The sequence below is a fragment of the Pseudomonas syringae genome (genome assembly GCF_001698815.1).
Taxonomy (GTDB): Bacteria; Pseudomonadota; Gammaproteobacteria; order Pseudomonadales; family Pseudomonadaceae; genus Aquipseudomonas; species Aquipseudomonas syringae_A.
In genome coordinates this window covers 1-18,210 of sequence record NZ_LGSI01000023.1, presented here as the reverse complement: position 1 = coordinate 18,210, position 18,210 = coordinate 1, and the positions used below count along the sequence as shown (strand labels likewise).

General features: G+C 58.3%; 16 protein-coding genes and 1 pseudogene. 11 read left to right on the top strand and 6 right to left on the bottom strand.

Features of this window, described 5'->3' with window-relative positions:
- The first annotated feature begins 7 nt into the window (after positions 1-7).
- Together AFK24_RS06995 and AFK24_RS06990 are read left to right on the top strand one after the other, a co-directional pair.
- Positions 8-1,114, top strand: coding sequence for a Gfo/Idh/MocA family protein (locus tag AFK24_RS06995; protein ID WP_065832566.1), 1,107 nt, complete (start codon positions 8-10; stop codon positions 1,112-1,114).
- 454 nt (positions 1,115-1,568) lie between these two features.
- Positions 1,569-1,853, top strand: coding sequence for a hypothetical protein (locus AFK24_RS06990; protein WP_065832565.1), 285 nt, complete (start codon positions 1,569-1,571; stop codon positions 1,851-1,853).
- Positions 1,854-1,862: 9 nt separating this feature from the next.
- Here AFK24_RS06990 and AFK24_RS06985 read toward each other — a convergent pair whose 3' ends face one another.
- Complete coding sequence (locus AFK24_RS06985) at positions 1,863-2,627, bottom strand: SDR family oxidoreductase (RefSeq protein WP_065832564.1); 765 nt, start codon at positions 2,625-2,627, stop codon at positions 1,863-1,865.
- 148 nt (positions 2,628-2,775) lie between these two features.
- Between AFK24_RS06985 and AFK24_RS06980 the strand changes: the two genes are divergently transcribed.
- The 4 genes from AFK24_RS06980 to AFK24_RS06965 all read left to right on the top strand — a co-directional run bounded on the left by AFK24_RS06980 (position 2,776) and on the right by AFK24_RS06965 (position 5,332).
- Positions 2,776-3,792, top strand: coding sequence for a zinc-dependent alcohol dehydrogenase family protein (locus AFK24_RS06980; protein ID WP_065832577.1), 1,017 nt, complete (start codon positions 2,776-2,778; stop codon positions 3,790-3,792).
- Positions 3,793-3,875: 83 nt separating this feature from the next.
- Positions 3,876-4,217, top strand: a complete 342-nt coding sequence (locus tag AFK24_RS06975; protein ID WP_065832563.1) for an FKBP-type peptidyl-prolyl cis-trans isomerase — start codon at positions 3,876-3,878, stop codon at positions 4,215-4,217.
- A 117-nt stretch (positions 4,218-4,334) separates the two neighbouring features.
- Positions 4,335-4,562 (top strand): hypothetical protein, encoded by a 228-nt coding sequence (locus AFK24_RS06970; RefSeq protein ID WP_020289889.1) that lies wholly within the window; start codon positions 4,335-4,337, stop codon positions 4,560-4,562.
- Between the two features lie 65 nt (positions 4,563-4,627).
- Entirely contained in the window at positions 4,628-5,332 is a 705-nt protein-coding gene (locus tag AFK24_RS06965) for a YoaK family protein (protein WP_065832562.1), read from the top strand.
- A 7-nt stretch (positions 5,333-5,339) separates the two neighbouring features.
- Here AFK24_RS06965 and AFK24_RS31150 read toward each other — a convergent pair whose 3' ends face one another.
- Together AFK24_RS31150 and AFK24_RS06960 are read right to left on the bottom strand one after the other, a co-directional pair.
- Positions 5,340-5,498 (bottom strand): hypothetical protein, encoded by a 159-nt coding sequence (locus tag AFK24_RS31150; RefSeq protein ID WP_170826300.1) that lies wholly within the window; start codon positions 5,496-5,498, stop codon positions 5,340-5,342.
- A complete protein-coding gene (locus tag AFK24_RS06960; RefSeq protein ID WP_065832576.1) occupies positions 5,495-7,372 on the bottom strand; it encodes a pyruvate kinase in 1,878 nt (625 codons plus the stop codon). The genes AFK24_RS31150 and AFK24_RS06960 overlap by 4 nt, the downstream gene beginning before the upstream one ends.
- A 283-nt stretch (positions 7,373-7,655) precedes the next feature.
- Here AFK24_RS06960 and pstS point away from each other — a divergent pair, with 283 nt between their 5' ends.
- Positions 7,656-8,750, top strand: a complete 1,095-nt coding sequence (gene pstS / locus AFK24_RS06955; protein ID WP_080482066.1) for a phosphate ABC transporter substrate-binding protein PstS — start codon at positions 7,656-7,658, stop codon at positions 8,748-8,750.
- Positions 8,751-8,851: 101 nt separating this feature from the next.
- Positions 8,852-9,907: a permease gene (locus AFK24_RS06950; RefSeq protein WP_065832561.1), complete on the top strand. Its 1,056-nt coding sequence runs from the start codon at positions 8,852-8,854 to the stop codon at positions 9,905-9,907.
- 18 nt (positions 9,908-9,925) lie between these two features.
- Here AFK24_RS06950 and mnmH read toward each other — a convergent pair whose 3' ends face one another.
- A complete protein-coding gene (gene mnmH / locus AFK24_RS06945) occupies positions 9,926-11,032 on the bottom strand; it encodes a tRNA 2-selenouridine(34) synthase MnmH (RefSeq protein ID WP_065832560.1) in 1,107 nt (368 codons plus the stop codon).
- Entirely contained in the window at positions 11,032-12,066 is a 1,035-nt protein-coding gene (selD, locus tag AFK24_RS06940) for a selenide, water dikinase SelD (protein ID WP_065832559.1), read from the bottom strand. Before selD ends, mnmH begins: the two co-directional genes overlap by 1 nt.
- A gap of 369 nt (positions 12,067-12,435) precedes the next feature.
- On the opposite strand from selD, the pseudogene AFK24_RS06935 reads away from it, so the two are divergent.
- From AFK24_RS06935 to AFK24_RS06925, 3 genes and pseudogenes are all read left to right on the top strand, one after another.
- A pseudogene (locus tag AFK24_RS06935) lies at positions 12,436-13,361 on the top strand (AEC family transporter).
- A gap of 61 nt (positions 13,362-13,422) precedes the next feature.
- Complete coding sequence (locus AFK24_RS06930; protein WP_065832558.1) at positions 13,423-14,379, top strand: class I SAM-dependent methyltransferase; 957 nt, start codon at positions 13,423-13,425, stop codon at positions 14,377-14,379.
- 303 nt (positions 14,380-14,682) lie between these two features.
- Complete coding sequence (locus AFK24_RS06925; RefSeq protein ID WP_065832557.1) at positions 14,683-16,305, top strand: methyl-accepting chemotaxis protein; 1,623 nt, start codon at positions 14,683-14,685, stop codon at positions 16,303-16,305.
- Between the two features lie 11 nt (positions 16,306-16,316).
- Here AFK24_RS06925 and AFK24_RS06920 read toward each other — a convergent pair whose 3' ends face one another.
- A complete protein-coding gene (locus AFK24_RS06920) occupies positions 16,317-17,945 on the bottom strand; it encodes a diguanylate cyclase domain-containing protein (RefSeq protein ID WP_065832556.1) in 1,629 nt (542 codons plus the stop codon).
- Positions 17,946-18,210: the final 265 nt, after the last annotated feature.

Genomic DNA, 18,210 nt, shown 5'->3' with positions numbered 1-18,210 from the left:
CTCATCAATGCCAGATGCACAGGGAAAAATCCGTTACGCAGTCGTAGCCGGAGGCTGGATTTCGCAAGGAGCCTTCATGCCCGGCGTAGATCAGACCGACAACTCGGTGATGACCGCACTGGTTACCGGCGACCCGGTCAAGGCTGATGAACTGGCCGAACTCTATGATCTGAAAAGCTATCACTACGACGAATTTGACACCCTGCTCAAGTCAGGCGAAATCGATGCCATCTATCTGGCGACACCCAATTTCCGTCACCGTGAATTCGCCGTGCCGGCGCTGGAAGCCGGAATTCATGTCTTGCTGGAAAAACCCATGGCTACCAGCGAGGAAGACTGCCTGGCGATCGCCGAAGCCGCTAAACGCTCGGGCGCCAAGCTAATGATTGCCTATCGTCTGCATTTCGAGCCAGGCACGGTCGAGATGATCAGCCGTGTCCGAGCCGGGGAAATCGGCGAGCCACGCCTGTTTACTTCGACCTTCGCGCAGACCACCAAGCCTTCGAATCATCGTATGCAAAGCGGCTTCTGGGCCGGACCTGCGGCAGACATGGGCCCCTACCCGATCAATGCCGTACGCAATCTGTTCGACTCCGAACCACTGGAAGTCAACGCCGTGGCGATCCACACGCCCGGCCGGGAAATCAATACACCTGACACGGTGTCGGTAACCTTGCGTTTTCCCGAAGAGCGATTGGCGCAGTTCACCGTCAGCTACAGCCTGCCCGGCACCCAGCGCTTTCAGTTGATCGGTACCGAAGGTGAATTTGAGGCTTCGCCATGCTTCGGTTTTGGTGAGGGCGTGGCGATTAGCTATCGCTCCATTATCAATGGCAAGACTCAGGAGCATGCTCATCCGGTGGTGGATCAGTTTGGCGGGGAAACCCAGTATTTCTCGGACTGCATCCTGCAGGATCGCGAACCCGAACCCGATGGCGACGAAGGCTGGCGCGACGTGCGGGTGCTGGCGGCCATCGAGCGTTGCCTGGAAACCGGTCAACCGCAAAAACTCGACCCACTGCCGAACCGGCCAGGCATTAGCATAGAGCAGGCCCGCCGCCTGCCATTGGCCAAGGTGCCGAAGTACATCAACACCGATGAGCCGAATGAGTGAAGAACCGAAGGTAATGTGTTGGAGCGAGGCTTGCCCGCGAAGGCATTGTGGCGGGTTCGGATAAGTGGGCGGATGCACAGACCTTTTCGCGGGCAAGCCACGCTCCAACGGTTCTTACCAACCTAGAGCCGCTCCAGCGCGACAAAATGCCACACGCCTACAAGGCACCAGTTGTCTGATGACTGCCAGTCGGCCCTAGCTGCGAAAATTGATTTGTTCTAAAATGTTTCCATACCGGCAAGCGGATGCGGAAACGAACATCAACGACAGAAATTGTCAGCGAATTCGAATCCCGGCGACTTGACCAGAATCATAAAAAGAAAGCCCGTCATAGACGGGCTTTTTTCGTTTCCGGCATTCGACAACCAACGTTGTGAGGCCTGAAGCACAGCTATCGAACCTGGCGTAGCGTCGCGCCAGGCTCCAGTTTTTTTCAACCTTGAGGCTAATCCCCATGCTGCGTCTTGTAGTAGTTCACCTGTTCCAATGGTTCAAACGTCTGGCTTCCAGCGCGGTTTCGCGTAATGGCGACGACAATTACTCACAAAACTTCTCGTCCCGTGATGAGAGCGACGGCGGCCGCTGGACCTTCGTTTCAATCTTCATCGTCTTTACCTTGAGCCTGTACACGCTGGCTGGCCTGGGCTACTACGCCAAGGTCAACGTCTGGGACGGTTTCACCGAACAGCAGAAAGAGAACATCGCCCAGGCCATGATCGTCAGCAGCCAGAACCTCTAACGCTGGCGTTCAACCCCGCCCCACGAACGGCATGTTGGTGGCCATGACTGTCATGTTCAGCACGTTGGTAGACAGCGGTAAACCCGCCATGTAACGCACGGCATCCGCCACGTGTTTGACATCCATCATAGGCTCCACTGCAGTTTGCCCGTTGGCCTGCCGGACACCGGTGGTCATGCGTGCCGACAACTCGGTCAAGGCATTGCCGATGTCGATCTGGCTGCAGGCGATATTGAACTCGCGGCCGTCCAGGGCCAGGGTTTTGGTCAGCCCGGACACCGCGTGTTTGCTGGCGGTATAAGGTGCGCTGAACGGGCGCGGCGTGTGGGCGGAGATCGAGCCGTTGTTGATGATCCGGCCACCTTGAGGCGTCTGCTTGCGCATCAGGCCGAATGCACCACGTGCACAAAGGTAAACCCCGGTCACGTTGGTGTTGATCACATTCAGCCACTGCTCGACCGCCAGCTCGTCCACCGGGATCGCCTGGGCACCGACCCCGGCGTTGTTGAAGACCACGTCCAGTCGGCCATACACGTCTTCGATTCTGCTGAACAAAGCATCGACGCTCGATGGATCACGGACGTCGGTCGACACGGCAATGGCGCTGCCGCCCGCCCGGGTGGCGATGTCCACCAGCTCATCCAGCGGTTCCTGTCGCCGTCCGGCCAATACCAGGCTGAAGCCATCTTCCAGCAACCCCAACGCCACCGCGCGACCGATGCCGCTTCCCGCGCCGGTAATCAGCGCAACTCTTAACGTGGTGCTCTCAGTCATCTTGTTTTCCTTTATCTGAATGAACAGGCGGCTCGTCAAAATCGTTACGAAGATTGACAGCAGGCATGACCGATATCAATCAACGTCAATAGTGCGCTCACCAAGGGGCGGATAGAGTCGACGCATGTTCACTTACCAAGAGGTTCACATGTCTCGCGCCATCCGCTTCCATCACTTCGGTTCAGCCGACGTGCTCAAGTGCGAGGAAGTTATTCAAAAACCACCTGCCGCCAATGAAGTATTGATCCGGGTTCAGGCCATCGGCGTGAGCTGGGACGACGTGATGCGCCGCCAAGGGCTGGGCCTGTGTGAAACCCGCTTGCCGGCAGGTTTAGGCAGCGAAATGGCCGGTATTGTCGAAGCCGTCGGCGAACGGGTCGACGACCTGCGCGTCGGTGATCGCGTTGCCAGCTTCCAGGCCAGCGATATCAATGATTACCCGGTTTACGGTGACACGATCCTGCTGCCGCGTGCGGCGTTGACCCGTTACCCCGAACAGCTCTCGCCGAAACAGGCCAGTGTCCACTACACGCCGTTCCTGCTGGCCTGGTTCGCCTTCCACGAACTGGCACGTGTCGAGCCGGGTCAGACCGTGCTGGTCACCGAAGCGGCCTTGAGCCCGAATATCGCTTTCGTACAGCTGGGCAAGGCGCTGGGGCTCAAGGTCATTGCGTCGACCAAAGACGCCGAGGACAAGCAATACCTGCTGGACCGGGGCGCGGCTCATGTCATCGTCACCGACGAACAGGATTTGGGCATGCGCATCCACAAGCTGACCGATGGCCAGGGCGTACACGCCATATTTGACGGCGTGGGCGGGCCGCAGATGTCGTTGCTCGGTGATGTGCTGGCGCCACGGGGCAGTCTGGTACTGTTCGGCCTGCGCGGCGGTAACCGCACGCCGTTCCCGGCCATCGAAGCCTTCAAGAAAAACATGCGTTTCTTCGTCCATTGCCTGTGTAACTTCACCGGCAAGCCTGAATTCGAGATTGCGCAGAACGCCGAGGCCTTGAGCCTGGCGCTGGAGGCGATCAACACGCTGACGGTCGAACAGGGTCTGGTTGCGGATATCGACCGGGTGTTTCGCTTCGAACAGGCGGCCAAGGCTCACCACTATCTGGAGCAGACGATGGAGAATGGGCGCGTAGTATTGAGCGTCGAATGACCTTCGTTGCGTCGAAAGTGATTGCAGGCGGCAGGATTTCCTGAGAAAAAGCCGCCTTCCTTCCAGGTTTCCAGAGCGTTGTCATGAACAATGAATTGCTGATTACGGATATCCGCGAGGGTGACGGCAAAGAAGTGGTCAAGGGCGCCTTGATCACCACCCAATACAACGGGTTACTTGAAGACGGCACAACGTTCGACTCGTCTTATGATCGAGGCAAACCCTTCCAGTGCGTCATCGGCACCGGCCGGGTAATAAAAGGGTGGGACATCGGTTTAATGGGCATGAAGGTCGGCGGCGTGCGCAAGTTATTTGTTCCGGCTCACCTGGCTTACGGTGATCGGCAAATGGGCGCTCATATCAAACCCGGCTCGAATCTGCTGTTTGAGATCGAACTACTGGAAGTGTTGACCCGGGACGATTGAGCGATAAACGCTTGCAACGCGCGCGATGCTCCAGGTCAGTATTCAGATTGCTTGTTCTCGCAGAAAAAGCCATGCTTTCGCGGCTTAGATCGCCAGTATTTATAAAAGGAATAGGGTATGGCCCTGAACAAATCCACCCAGGAGCTCAAGCGCCATCTGAAAGGCACGGCAGCTAATCTTGAAAGCACGGCCAATGAGATACTCAAGCTCGCCGAACAAATGTCCGAAGTTGACGTCACTGCGGTTCTGCAACTGGTCAATCGACTGTACGGCGACGCCGATCAGCTCAAAGCATACGCAGATGAAGTAAAGGCCAAGCGCATCGTGCGCAACAAGGCGCTGTAATCCAGCACACCGTTTGAATTCGAACGGCTTGCTCCCGATTCGCCGGTCAACGCAGAGAACTGCCAATGCTCCCCACACCCGCCAAGCGCACCGTCAAGCCTGCCCACTTGCACATGCAGAAGTGGCGCGGACGCGTGGGGCTGTCGCTGGCGGCCAGTCTTTCGGTACTCGCGGGGATGACCGACGCGATCGGATTCATGGCCACCGGCGATTTCGTTTCTTTCATGAGCGGTAACACCACACGGCTTGCGGTGGCCATCAGTGATGCCGATATCAGTACGTCGGCCAGATTACTGCTGGCAATCACCACTTTCGTGTTGGGTAACGCCCTGGGAATTATCGTTGCCCGGCTTGGAGGCCGCCGCGCCCTGCCCTTGCTGCTGTGCATCGGCATGCTGTTATGTGCCGCAGCAGCCTGGCCACTGGATTCGCAGATTCTGACCGTGGTATTCGCCATTCTGGCGATGGGCATGCTCAATGCCGCCGTGGAACAGGTGAACGGCCTCCCGGTGGGACTGACCTACGTGACCGGCGCGCTGTCGCGCTTTGGCCGTGGCTTCGGCCGCTGGATGCTCGGTGAACGCCGCGATGGCTGGCGCGTGCAGCTGGTGCCATGGACCGGAATGTTCATCGGTGCCGTGATCGGCGCGGCACTTGAACATCGCCTGGGCGTCAATGCGTTGCTGGTCAGCGGGTCGATGGCGGCACTGCTCGGGCTTATGTCCCTGAAAATCCCCCACCGCTGGCAGCGCCGCTACATGCCACGTTAAACCAGGCTCATTCCCCGGCCGGGAGCACGTGGGGCGCGTCGATCCGTTCCTTGAGCCGATGAGCGAACGCCACGGCGTCCTCCATGCTGCGGAACGTCACCTCATAGTCATTGATCACTACCAGCCAATCGCTGCCAAATGCGGCTTTTTCGATCTGCATTGTCATGCGGAAGTCCTCTTGATTTGCACGGTTTGATCGGCGATCCGCAACTTGCGCAACAGATCGCGTTTTTTGCTGCGGTGGGCTTGCATACGTAACAGCAGGTCGTCCAGTGTTTCGATAGCGTCGAGAATGTGCGGCCCTTTATTGAGCATCACACACTCGGCGCGCACGCCCATTGCCGCATCAGTGATTTCCGCGCGAGTCGCGGCGCCGGTCTTGGCCAGGGTTTCGAGCACCTGGGTAGCCCAGATCACCGGCACATGCGCGGCCTCGCAGATGCAGAGGATTTCTTCTTGCAGTTCAGCAGTGCGTTCAAAACCGTTTTCAACAGCGAGATCGCCCCGCGCAATCATCACGCCCAGACGTGGGCTGTGCATCCCGGCCATCAACAGCGCGGCGAGGTTTTCGAATCCCTGGCGGGTTTCGATTTTCAACACCACGCCCAGATGCTCGGCATTGAGCCGACGCAAGTGGGTAAACAATGATTTGACGTCATCCGGGCTGTTGACGAAGGACATTTCGACTACGTCCGCATGCTTGGCGGCGAATTCCAGCGCGGCAATATCGTCCTGGGACAAGGCATCGAGCTTGAGTTCGCTCTCCGGCAAGTTGATGCCCTTGTCGCTCTTGAGCCTGGCACCGCCGGGCGCATGGGTAATCCGGACATACAGCGCCTGATCGTCGATGGACTGCATCTTGCCGCCAATCTTGCCGTCGTCGAACCAGATGACCTCGCCGGGGCGAACATCCTGGAAAACACTGGGTAAGGTGCAGCCAATGCTGGCGGGAGTCAGCACTTTGCCCTCGGCATCGCGAACCGCGGGATGGCCGCTGTCCAGGTCAGAGGTCAGCATCAGAACATCGCCCTCATGCAAAACGATGCTTTGCTCTTGCACCGGAACGCCGATTATCCGTGCCGATTTCTTGCGTCCTTTGGACTTCTTCAGGCTCAGAGCCATGCCGGGGATCATATAGGCGGTTTTGCGCAACTCGACCCAGCAGCCCTCCTCGGTCACCTCAACCACTTGCAGACCGCGCCGGGAATCCCGGGCGTCGTTGAATACCAGCTCATCGTCAACCACCAGTTGCGCCAGCCATTTGCCGGGTAAGCGCAGGGCAAACTCTGAGTCGGGGTGCGGTTCGTCGCTGGAACTGAGCCAGACCCTGGCAGGCGTAGTCGTGCGTCCGAACAGATCCTTGGTGGGACGGATGCGCAGAACTGCGGGGCCAGGCAGGATTTGCCCGGTACGCAGCTTGGGACCGGCCAGATCCATCATGACCTGACAGCTTTTCCCGGTTTTGTCTGCGGCGCTGCGGGCGTTTTCGATCATGGCCAGCCAGGTTGCCTGATCGTCATGGGCGCAATTGATCCGCTGGCAGTCCATGCCGGCCTCCAGCAGGTCGCGCACCAGGTGTGGATCCGTCGCGGCTTCGCTGGGCATGGTCACCATGATCCGCACCCCGCGCTCCGGCCCGTGCCCACCGAATAAGGCATCGGCATGAGCCGTGAGCAAATGCTCGCCGATCTCGCCCAACACCGTGCCGCTTTCACCCGTGGACGCCGAGCCTGGTGTCAGGCGTTGCAGCACATCGATGACGCGATCGACCGATGCCAGCGCATTGGCTTCACAACGTCCAAGGGAGGAAAGCCCCAATTCGGCCAGCTGATGCTGCAAAGGACGGATGTCGTGGCGACGCAGCGCCAGATAACTCAGCAGGTTACGCGCGCTTTCGATGTAGCTGGGATGCAGGTGCATGGTTTCGATGGGTGCGCGGGCGGCGGCCTCCATCTTGACCCGCAGAAATGACAGGCGCCTCAGGGCAGCCAGGATCTTGCGGTCGTCCAACACATTGAAATCAGGTTCTATGACTGTCATGGCAAGCACTCGAAACGCATGAGAAAGCCAGGCAAAGGCAAACCAGACCATCGCAGCCTGCCAGTTGACTGCTGGCCGACACAACGTGACGGAGAGCTTCACGGTAACGCATGAATGTGACCGAGTTCTTACCAGCGTGAATCGATACACGAACGGGAGATTCGCCCGGACCGATGGTTATCCCGATCAAGGGATGAAGTAGCCGCCTGTAATCAAATAGCCACTAAAGCGTGGTTTAACTAGGCGCAAATTACTGCCCACAATCTGAGTTCGGAGTCTGCGCATGCCTTTTATTTCCAAAATAGCTTCGAAAATAGCTTCGAAAATAGCTTCGGAAAACCTATCGAAAACCCTCTCCAAAACACTACTAACCCTCTGCCTGGGGTTGAGCCTCAGTCTCGGGGTCGGCAACAGCGTAGAGGCCGCCGACGAGATTGTCGGCGCAGGGTCAACTTTTGTATTTCCGGTGCTCTCCAAATGGGCGGATGAGTACAACCGCAAGACCGGTGTGCGGGTCAACTATCAGTCCATTGGCTCAGGTGCGGGAATCGCCCAGGTCAAGGCCGCTAACGTCGATTTCGGTGCCAGTGACATGCCGCTGGCATCAGACGAGCTTGCCAGCCTGGGCATGCTCCAGTTTCCACTGGTGACCGGTGGGATCGTTCCAGTAATGAACCTGGCGTCCATCGCGCCCGGCTCGCTGAAGTTCACCGGTGCCGTGCTCGCCGATATTTTCATGGGCAAGATCACCCAATGGAACGACCCGGCCATCGCCGCGCTGAATCCAACCGCCACATTGCCGAAAAAGCCGATCACCGTGGTGTACCGCTCGGACAACTCCGGCACCAGTTATAACTGGGTGAACTACCTGTCGCGAATCAGTCCGCAATGGAAAGCCAGCGTCGGTAATGGTGCATCAGTGAAATGGCCTGTCGGCCTGGGCGCCAAGGGCAGCGAAGGCGTCGCCAGCTATGTGAAACAGATGCCCTACTCCATCGGCTATATCGAATATGCCTACAGCAGACAGCAGAAGCTCAATTACGGCCTGGTGCAGAACAAGGCCGGCAATTACGTAGCGCCTAATCTGGGCAGCTTTCAAGCCGCAGCGGCGGCAGCTGACTGGTCCCACAGCCAGGATTTCAACCTGCTGATGGTCGATGCCGAGGGCGAGAACGCATACCCGATCACCGCCACAACCTTTATCGTCATGCCCAAACAGGCAGCGAATGCGAGTCGTCACGCTGCGGCGCAGGACTTCTTCAAATGGGCACTCAAGGAAGGCCAGCCACAAGCTACCGAACTGGATTTCGCACCGCTGCCTGAGTCGCTGGTCAAGCAGATCGAAGCCTACTGGACGGCCAATCAACCAAAACTGTAAGCGCGTAGCTCTCTGGCTCGGACCGTTCAGGCAACCGAGCCGATTCAAACCGGGCAGCCGGGTTATGATGCGCCATCATTCTAATGCCCGGAACTCGCTCAATGCCCAGTCTGTCCACGACCTCCCAAACCCGCGGTTGGTCGTTCTGGTGGAAACCTTTGTTGTTTCTCGCCGTTGCGGTGATCGGACTGTACTACGTCAAGTGGTCGCCTTATTACCTGAAATCCTTCGTCGCGGCCGATAGCCACAGCATTGGCGCATCGATCATCAACGATCAACTGACTTCGCCGGTTGCTGCTGCGCTGGCCTACGCCAAGGTGTATTTCCTGGCGATCTGGAAAGCCGCCGTGCTGGCGGTCATCCTCGGTTCGCTGCTGCAAGTGCTGATCCCTCGGGACTGGTTGCTGCGTCTGTTTGGTCGCGCCGGACTGGGCTCAACCCTGCGCGGCGGGCTGTTCGCCCTGCCGGGCATGATGTGCAGCTGTTGCGCCGCGCCGGTTGCCGCCGGTATGCGCCGCCAGCAGGTATCGGTGGGCGCCGCCCTGGCATTCTGGATCGCCAACCCTGTGCTCAACCCGGCGACGCTGGTGTTCATGGGCTTTGTGCTGGGCTGGGAGTTCACGGCATTGCGTCTGGTGGCGGGACTGATTCTGGTGGTGGGTGTCGCGATGATCGCCCAGCGTATCTCGCGGCCTGAAGGGGTTCCCGAGCAAGCAATGGAAGCCGCTGTCAGCGCCAACGAAATCGATCAGCACAGCTTTTTCAGCCGCTGGGGCCGCACGCTGTGGCAGTTGTTCTGGAGCACCATCCCGATTTACGTGCTGGCGGTGTTGATACTGGGCGCGGCGCGGGTCTGGCTGTTCCCGCACATCGATGTATCCATCGGCAACAGTTTCGTCTGGCTGGTGATCCTGGCGTTCGTCGGCACGCTGTTCGTGATCCCCACGGCGGCGGAAATCCCTATCGTGCAGACCATGCTGAGCCTGGGTCTGGGCACCGGTCCGGCAGTGGCACTGCTGATGACCTTGCCCAGCGTGAGCCTGCCGTCCTTGCTGATGCTGCGTAAATCCTTCGACACCCACGTGTTGGTGACTGTGGCAGCGCTGACCATGCTGGTCGGCGTAATCAGCGGCCTGCTGGCAATGATCCTGTTGTAAGCCGTTGCTGCCTGAGGTTCAGGCAGCCCGGTCGCGGCGCTCTTGCAGGTACTGCAAGACCGCGCCGTGATCGCCTGCAAACTCGATGCGTGGCCCTTTGCTGTCGCGCTGATAGGCATACATGGGGTCGTAGTACTCACCAAGCAGCCCGGCAATCCAGCCACGATGCTCATCCACGGCGCCGGATTTTTCCTGCTCGATCAAGGCGCTGTCCATGATCGCCGCCAGACGCTGATAACGCTCGCCGCCCAGACGTTTGACGATACTCGCCAGACTTTCGCGCAAACGCACAGCAAACACGCCGAAACCCTGCTCGACCCCATGCACCTGAATGTACTCGGCGCACAGGTCGATCACGTAATCAGTAAGAATCCGCTCGACGCGGCGTTCGAAACTCTCTTCCAGCCACACCAGCGGATAGTGCTGCATGCCGCGAAACAGCCCCAGAGGAATGGCGCGACTGCCCACCACACGGCCTTCATCTTCCAGCACAAACTGGCTCACACCCGCCGCACGCTTCTTGAGGATATCGACGGCCAAGACGTTCTCGAAACTGATCTGCGCTGGCTGTGGCGTCGCGTGCTTGCCGAAACTCGAACCGCGATGATTGGCATGGCCTTCAAGATCCAGCGCATTGTCCAGCTGCGTCAGGACCTGAGTTTTTCCCGAACCTGTCAAACCGCCAATCAGGACGAAATCGCACTCGGCCACCGCCGCATCGGTCGTTTCAATCAGGTAAGTACGCAAGGCCTTGTAGCCGCCGATAACGCGCGGATACTCGATCCCGGCTTCGTTTTTCAGCCACTGCTGGGTGAGCTGCGAACGCAGGCCGCCCCTGAAGCAATACAGAAAACCTTGGGGATGCGAGCGGGCAAACTGGCTCCACGCGTCGATACGCTCCTGTTTGGTCTGGCCGGACACCAGCCGATGGCCCAGCTCGATAGCCGCCTGCTGGCCCTTTTGTTTGTAGCAGGTCCCGACCTGTTCACGCTCAAGGTCGTTCATCAACGGCAGATTGATGCTCTGCGCAAAGGCACCCTTTTCGAATTCAACCGGCGCACGCACATCCATGAGCGGGGCATCGGTTAGAAACAGTTCGCGGACGTCGGTGCTATTGTCGCGCATCAAAACACCTCGACCGCGTGACTCTGTCGAGCGACGAACTCGCCGATCACCGCCAGGTCCAGCCCCAGCTCCTTGGCCAGTGCCAGAAACGCCGCCTGCGCCTCAGGCTCAACCGCGACCAATAGGCCGCCACTGGTTTGCGGGTCGCACAAGAGCATCTTCTGCGCTTCGCTCAAGGCATTGATGCGCTCGCCGTAACTGTCGAAGTTGCGCAGCGTGCCGCCGGGTACGCAGCCCTGCTGGAGATAAAAATCCACGCTGGCCAGACGCGGTACAGCGGCGTAATCCAGGCGTGCGGTCAATTGACTGCCATCCGCCATCTCCACCAGATGCCCGAGCAGGCCGAAACCGGTGACGTCGGTCATGGCCGTGACGCCTTCGAGCTTACCGAAACGACTGCCCGGCTTGTTGAGGGTGCACATCATGTCCCGCGCCACGCCCTGATCTTCAGCGCGCAGCAGGCCTTTTTTCTCAGCGGTGGTGAGGATGCCGATGCCCAAGGGTTTGGTCAGGTACAGCTTGCAGCCTTCGGTCGCGGTGTCGTTACGCTTCATGTAGCGTTTTTCCACCAGCCCGGTGACTGCCAGGCCGAAGATCGGCTCCGGCGCGTCAATCGAATGCCCGCCTGCCAATGGAATACCGGCCGCGTCGCACACGGCGCGACCGCCACGGATCACTTCCCGGGCAATTTCCGGTGCCAGCAGATTGACCGGCCAGCCGAGAATGGCGATGGCCATCAGCGGATCGCCGCCCATGGCGTAAATATCGCTGATCGCGTTGGTGGCGGCGATACGGCCGAAATCGTAGGGGTCATCGACGATGGGCATGAAAAAGTCGGTAGTGGACACCACGCCGCGCTCTTCATCAATGGCATAGACCGCCGCATCGTCCCGTGAGGTGTTGCCCACCCACAGTTTGGGGTCAAGGTTTTGCGCGCCGCTGCCCGCCAGAATCACTTCCAGCACCTGCGGGGAGATCTTGCAGCCGCAACCTGCGCCATGGCTGTACTGGGTCAGACGAATCGGCTCGCTCATACATGCACCTCGTGATATCTAGCCCGCAATCCTAACAGAGCCCATCGATCAAACGGATGTGGCTGACGAATCCGTAGATGCTCTGTTGCCGAGTGGTTAGAGCTACACGCGTCTTCACAACCCATTCGCTGAATCTGTGGGAGCGAGGCTTGCCCGCAAAGAGGCCAGTACATCCTCCGAAGCTCCAAACCAGAACCGACACCTTCGCGGGCAAGCCCCGCTCCAACGGGTTTGTGGCCAAACTGGAAAATCGCCTCGCGAACAAGTTCGCTCGCAGCCCCGACACCTGTCTCGCAAAAATAGATTGGACGCTATCGATTTACATCCCTAACCTTGCCCGCTTGTTCGCGTTCCACAGGCATGGTCTGGATGTCATCCGTACTCAATGTATTGCTGCCGATTTTCGCCCTGATACTCGTGGGTTTCGTTTGTCGTCGCACCAACCGCCTGGGGCCGAACGCGGCTTCGGAGATCAACCGAATGGTGGTTTGGTTGTGCCTGCGCTGCTGTTCAGCGTGACGGCCACTGCCACCTGGGAGCAGATCTGGCATCCCGGATTCGTCCTCGCGTTCATTATCAGCACGCTGGCGGTGTTCGCTTTTACCTTGCTGCTGCGCTGGCGCAAGTCCGCCAATCTGGTGGACGCGAGCATCGACGCGCTGGGTGCGTCGTATGCCAACACCGGCTATATCGGCATTCCGCTGTGCGTGATGGTGCTGGGTCAAGGCGGTCTGGAACCGGCGCTGATCGCCTCGCTGCTGGTGGTCTGCGTGTTGTTCGCTCTGGCGCTGGTCTGCATCGAGATCGGCCTGCAAACCGAGCGAAAACCCCATCGCATTGCCCTAAAAGTGTTCCTGGCCCTGGCAAAAAATCCATTGGTGGTTTCGCCGTTGCTCGGCGCGCTCTGGGCCTGGCATGGCGCACCGCTGCCGGGCGCGCTGGAAAAATTCCTCAGTTTGCTCGGCGCCGCGACCACGCCATGCGCATTGATTTCGCTGGGTCTGTTCCTCGCGGAAAAACAACAGGGGCCACGCCACGGCACGTCGCAGCTGGTGTTGATCAAACTGGTGGCCCATCCTTTGCTGACCTGGGTTCTGGTGTTCCATGTGTTCGACGTGCCCCGGCTCTGGGCCAATGCCGCCCTGCTGCTCAGCGCATTGCCCACCGGCACCGGACCGTTCATGCTCGCCGAATACTACAAACGCGAGGCCTCGCTGGTTTCGAGCACGATTCTGGTGTCGACCCTCGGCTCGTTGATTACCCTCTCGGTGTGCCTGTATATCATTGGCACTTGATGCCCGCGCACCCTCCAGCAAGAACGTTTAACATGCGCGCCTTTCCACCTTGATCGCCGCCATGAACTCCGAAGCACTCGCAACCCTCAAGCAACATCTGCTCAACGCACTGGACACCGCGCCGGACGAGACGCGGCGCCTGTTTCACGGGCGCGGGCGAATGTGGCCGGGCCTGGAGCAGCTGACCGCCGACTGGCTGCAAGGCGTGCTGCTGGTGTCGCTGTTTCGCGAGCCTGAACCCACGGAACTGGAAGCGCTGACGTTGCTGCTAAACGAGCTGACCCACAGCGCGCAATGGCAACGCAGCCAGGCGCACACGCTGCTGCTGCAACACCGCTATCTGCCGGAAAGTCCGACCCAGTGGCTGCTGGGCGAAAAGGTCGAGGAATGGCTGATCAGCGAAAACGGTCTGCGTTTCAAGGTCGATCTGGGCAAGAAACAAAACTGCGGGTTGTTCCTGGACATGCGCTACGGCCGGGATTGGGTGCGTGCCCAGGCACAAGGCAAGCGCGTGCTGAATTTGTTTGCCTATACCTGTGGCTTCTCGGTGGCGGCAATTGCTGGCGGCGCCGAGCATGTGGTCAATCTGGACATGGCCAAGGCCGCCTTGAGTCGCGGACGCGAAAACCATCGACTCAACGAACATGATTTAAGCCGGGTGAGTTTCCTGGGTCACGAGCTGTTCAAATCCTGGGGCAAGGTCAAGCGGGCCGGGCCGTATGACTTGATCATCATCGATCCACCCTCCTTCCAGCGCGGCAGCTTTCTCCTGGACAAGGATTATCAAAAGGTCTTGCGGCGCATGCCGGAACTTCTGGTGCCCAACGGACAAGTGCTGGCCTGCATGAACGATCCAAGCCTGGGGTCTGATTTCCTTGTTCACCACACCGCCATCGAGGCGCCGGGGCTACGCTTCGAACAGCGTCTGGAAAACCCGCCCGAATTTCCCGACGCGCAAGTTGAGGGCGGGCTTAAAGCACTGGTTTTCAAGAACTCGGAACTTAATGACACTGATTGACATTCAATTAGCAGCGAATTAATTACATTCGCCCAATGAATACCGTAAACAGGTTTCAACTCAAATTAATACTTAGCAAGCTTAACAACTCACTTTACAGTCGCGCTAAAGTTTCATCACTATCAGTCGATGACTCTGGAAAGCGCGACTTCATTCATTGCAGCTCTGTAGTATTTGCGGAAAAGTGTGAGTATTCGATAAAAGTGTTGCCTGCCAGCATATTTTTCACACATCAGAGCCTAAGCTAATATCCAGTCACCAACCTAACATGAATATTGCACCTGCCGCCCAAGGAATTTAACCATGATAATAAGAACTATCAGGCTCACCACCAGGGCATTAATCAGCTTCGGCGTTATCTGCCTGCTGATCATAACCCTGGCCGGTACGGTTCTTTATGAACTCAATGGTGTCCATGACTCGGCCACCGAGCTGCAGAGCAACTGGTTGCCCAGTGTTCATGCCGCCAGCAAAATCGAAACCGCCGCGCTTCTTTATCGGCTGGATGCCAGACGTTTTGTGATGGACGACAAGCGACTTGGTGAAGCTTCGCTGAAAAAAATCGGGGTCCTGAGATCAACGCTGAGCCAGACAGTCGAAGCCTATAAACCACTTATTTCCAGCCCGCAGGAACAGGATTTATTCAACAAGGTGTCGGCCGACGTCACAGCGTTCCAATCCAAAATCGACGAGCTCATGACGCTGAGCAAAACCCAGAGTTATCAGGAAATGGCAGTGTTCATCCAGGACACTACCAAACCCCAGGCGGTTGCCTTGCAGGCCTCGCTTGCAGAGTTGATAGAGCTGAACGCCCAAGGGGCCATCCAGTCAGGCGAAACCTCCGACGCGAGCTTCAAGAGTGGGAAGGCCTTCGTCATCGCTTTAAGTGTGATCACGATCATTATTACGATACTGGTGGCCATTACCTTCACTCGCAGTATCAGCCGACCGATCCTGGCACTGTTGGGCAGCACGCAGAAAATCGCGAGCGGCGACTTGCGCACCCCCGTTGCCGTCAATGGCGCAGACGAAATCACCGAACTGCAAAGCGCGACAGCCGCCATGCTTGCCAGTCTTAAAGAGACGATCCAGCATATCTCCGATTCATCCGGACAACTGGCGTCGGCAGCCGAGGAAATGAGCTCAATCACCAAGGAGTCCACCGTCGGCATCCAGCGCCAGACCATGGAAACCGAACAAGCGGCGACAGCGGTCAATGAGATGACCGTAGCGGTTGAAGAAGTCGCCCGCAATGCCGTGTCGGCTTCGCATTCGACCCAGGAATCGGAGCGTTCGGCTCGTACAGGCCAGGAGCGCGTAGGCCAGACCATCGCGTCGCTGGAGAAACTGAGTGCGACAGTCTCGCAAACCGGCATCGAAGTCGAAGGCTTGGCCAATCAGGCGCAAAACATTGCCAAGGTTCTGGACGTGATTCGCTCGATTGCCGAGCAGACCAACCTGCTGGCGCTGAACGCCGCCATCGAAGCGGCAAGGGCCGGCGAACAAGGTCGAGGCTTTGCGGTGGTCGCTGATGAAGTGCGAGCGTTGGCGCATCGCACCCAGTCGTCGACCCAGGAAATCGAGCAGATGATTCAGGGCATCCAGAAGGACTCCACCCGGGCCGTGCAGTCCATGCAGCAAAGCAGCGCCGAAGCGGGTTCCACCCTGCTGATCGCGCATGAAGCCGGGGCGGCGATCAAGCAGATCACTGCGGCGATTTCCGACATCAACGAACGCAACATGCTGATCGCCACCGCCTCGGAACAACAGGCACAAGTCGCCCGCTCCGTTGATGAAAACCTGGTCAGTATTCGCGACCTTTCGGTGCAGAGTTCGTCGGCTGCAAGCCAGACTTCGATTGCCAGCCATGAGCTGTCGCAACTGGCCGTTGACCTGAACAGGCTGGTGTCGCGCTTTTCGGTCTAGTCAGGGTCTAGTCAGACCCTGGAACTCAAGAACCGGCCACGGCCGGTTTTCTTGGCCTGGTACATGACCCGATCCGCAGCCAATAACAACGAGCTTTCGGAACTGTTTCCGTCCCCCCAGGAAATTCCGATCGACACTCCCACCACACACACCGTACCGGCCAGGTAAAACGGCGCATTCAAGGCGTCGATGCACTTGACGGCCACGGCGCTGACAGCGGTTTCGGCATCGTGCCCGAGGTCACCGAGCAGCACCACAAACTCATCGCCGCCAATGCGCGCCAGCGTATCGGTCTCGCGCACCACGCTGGCGAAGCGCATGGCGACCTGGCGCAGCACTTCATCGCCGGCATCGTGCCCCAGGCTGTCATTGATACCTTTGAAGCCATCCAGGTCCATGAACAACAGGCCCACATGAGTTTGCTTGCGCTGCGCCAGCGCCAGTGACTCGCGCAAGCGGCGGGAGAGATACGCCCGATTGGGCAAGTTGGTCAATGCATCGTGATGCGCCATGCGTTCCAGTTCAGCTTGTTTGGCATTCAATTTAAGCAAAAGACGATTGAACGCCGAAATCAGATGCCCGATCTCGTCGTCGTGAATAACCGGCAAGGGCGCCAGCGGTTGTTCCCCCCGCGTCATACGGTCCGCTTGTGCCGCAGCCGTGAACAACTGCCGAAAGACCAGATAGATACCCAACGCCGACAGCGTGCCAAACACCAGAACAGTGAAAAATACACCCTTGAGCAAGAAATGCTGCAGACGATTGACCGTCGCAAAAGCTTCGCTACCCGGCACACGCGCCACAACAAACCAGCCCGTACTTGCAACAGACGCCATCGCTGCAACTTCCTCGGAGCCTTTGGCGTTGACAGTTACTCCCGCGCCGCGAAACTCCGCCATGGCCCCATCATTAAGCGTATCGACGCCGGGTTCGGCAACTGGCTTGAGGGTCATTGGAAGTTGTGCTGACTCGACCAACTGTTTATCCCGTGGAAACACCAACGCGAATCCGCTACCGGTCTCACCCATTCGATTGTGGAACAGTGAATCCAGAAAACCCGGTGCGGCAAGTGCCGTGTTGCCCACGAGCACTGCCGCAATTTCACCGGTCGGTTTTTTCACAGGCACAGCAATGGGAATCAGCGGCCCATGACCAGAAATGCCAGGTTGCGGGCTGCCAACAAATGGACGACCCGCCAACGCCGCTTGAAGGTAATCACGCCCGGCATAATCAGGATCGCGTTGACCATCCAGCACCGGGGCGCTGGTAAGCAAACCGCCTTGGGCATTGAAGATGGCAATATCAGAGAACAGCGTCTGATATTCAAAACGCTCGTTCAACCACACTTGAAGTTGCGCGGGTTCTGCCAGTGAAACCTGGGACATATCGGCCGCCAGCCGTTCCAGCAGCCGTTGACGTTGCACAATCTTGCTGTCGACATCCTGCGCTACGTAACTCGCCAGGGCCAGCTGCTGGCGCTGCACCGTGGCAGCCAGATCTTCACGCAGGAAGTTGCTCAATACGTAATAACGCAATACCGCGCCGAAAATGATGATGCACAACGCCAATAGCAACAATCGAGTGACGACGCTATTGAAGAGGCGTGGGCGATTCCCAGCCAGATAATATTTAATTCTCATCGCCAGCGTTTATCCGAAGGCCATCCATTTGGCATCAGGGTGCGATAAGTTTCGATTTATAGCTACCTTGGACGAGATATTTCCTGTGCCGAAGCAATATCTGTAGGAGGGGACTTGTCCCCAAAGGCGCCAGTGCAAACGCTGAAGACCTTCCTCGGTAGGCCTGCCGCCTTCCCGGACAAGTCCGGTCCTACCGAGCCATACAACCGGTAGGAGGGGACTTGTCCCCGAAGGGGCCGGTGTGAACGCTGAAGATCTTCCTCGG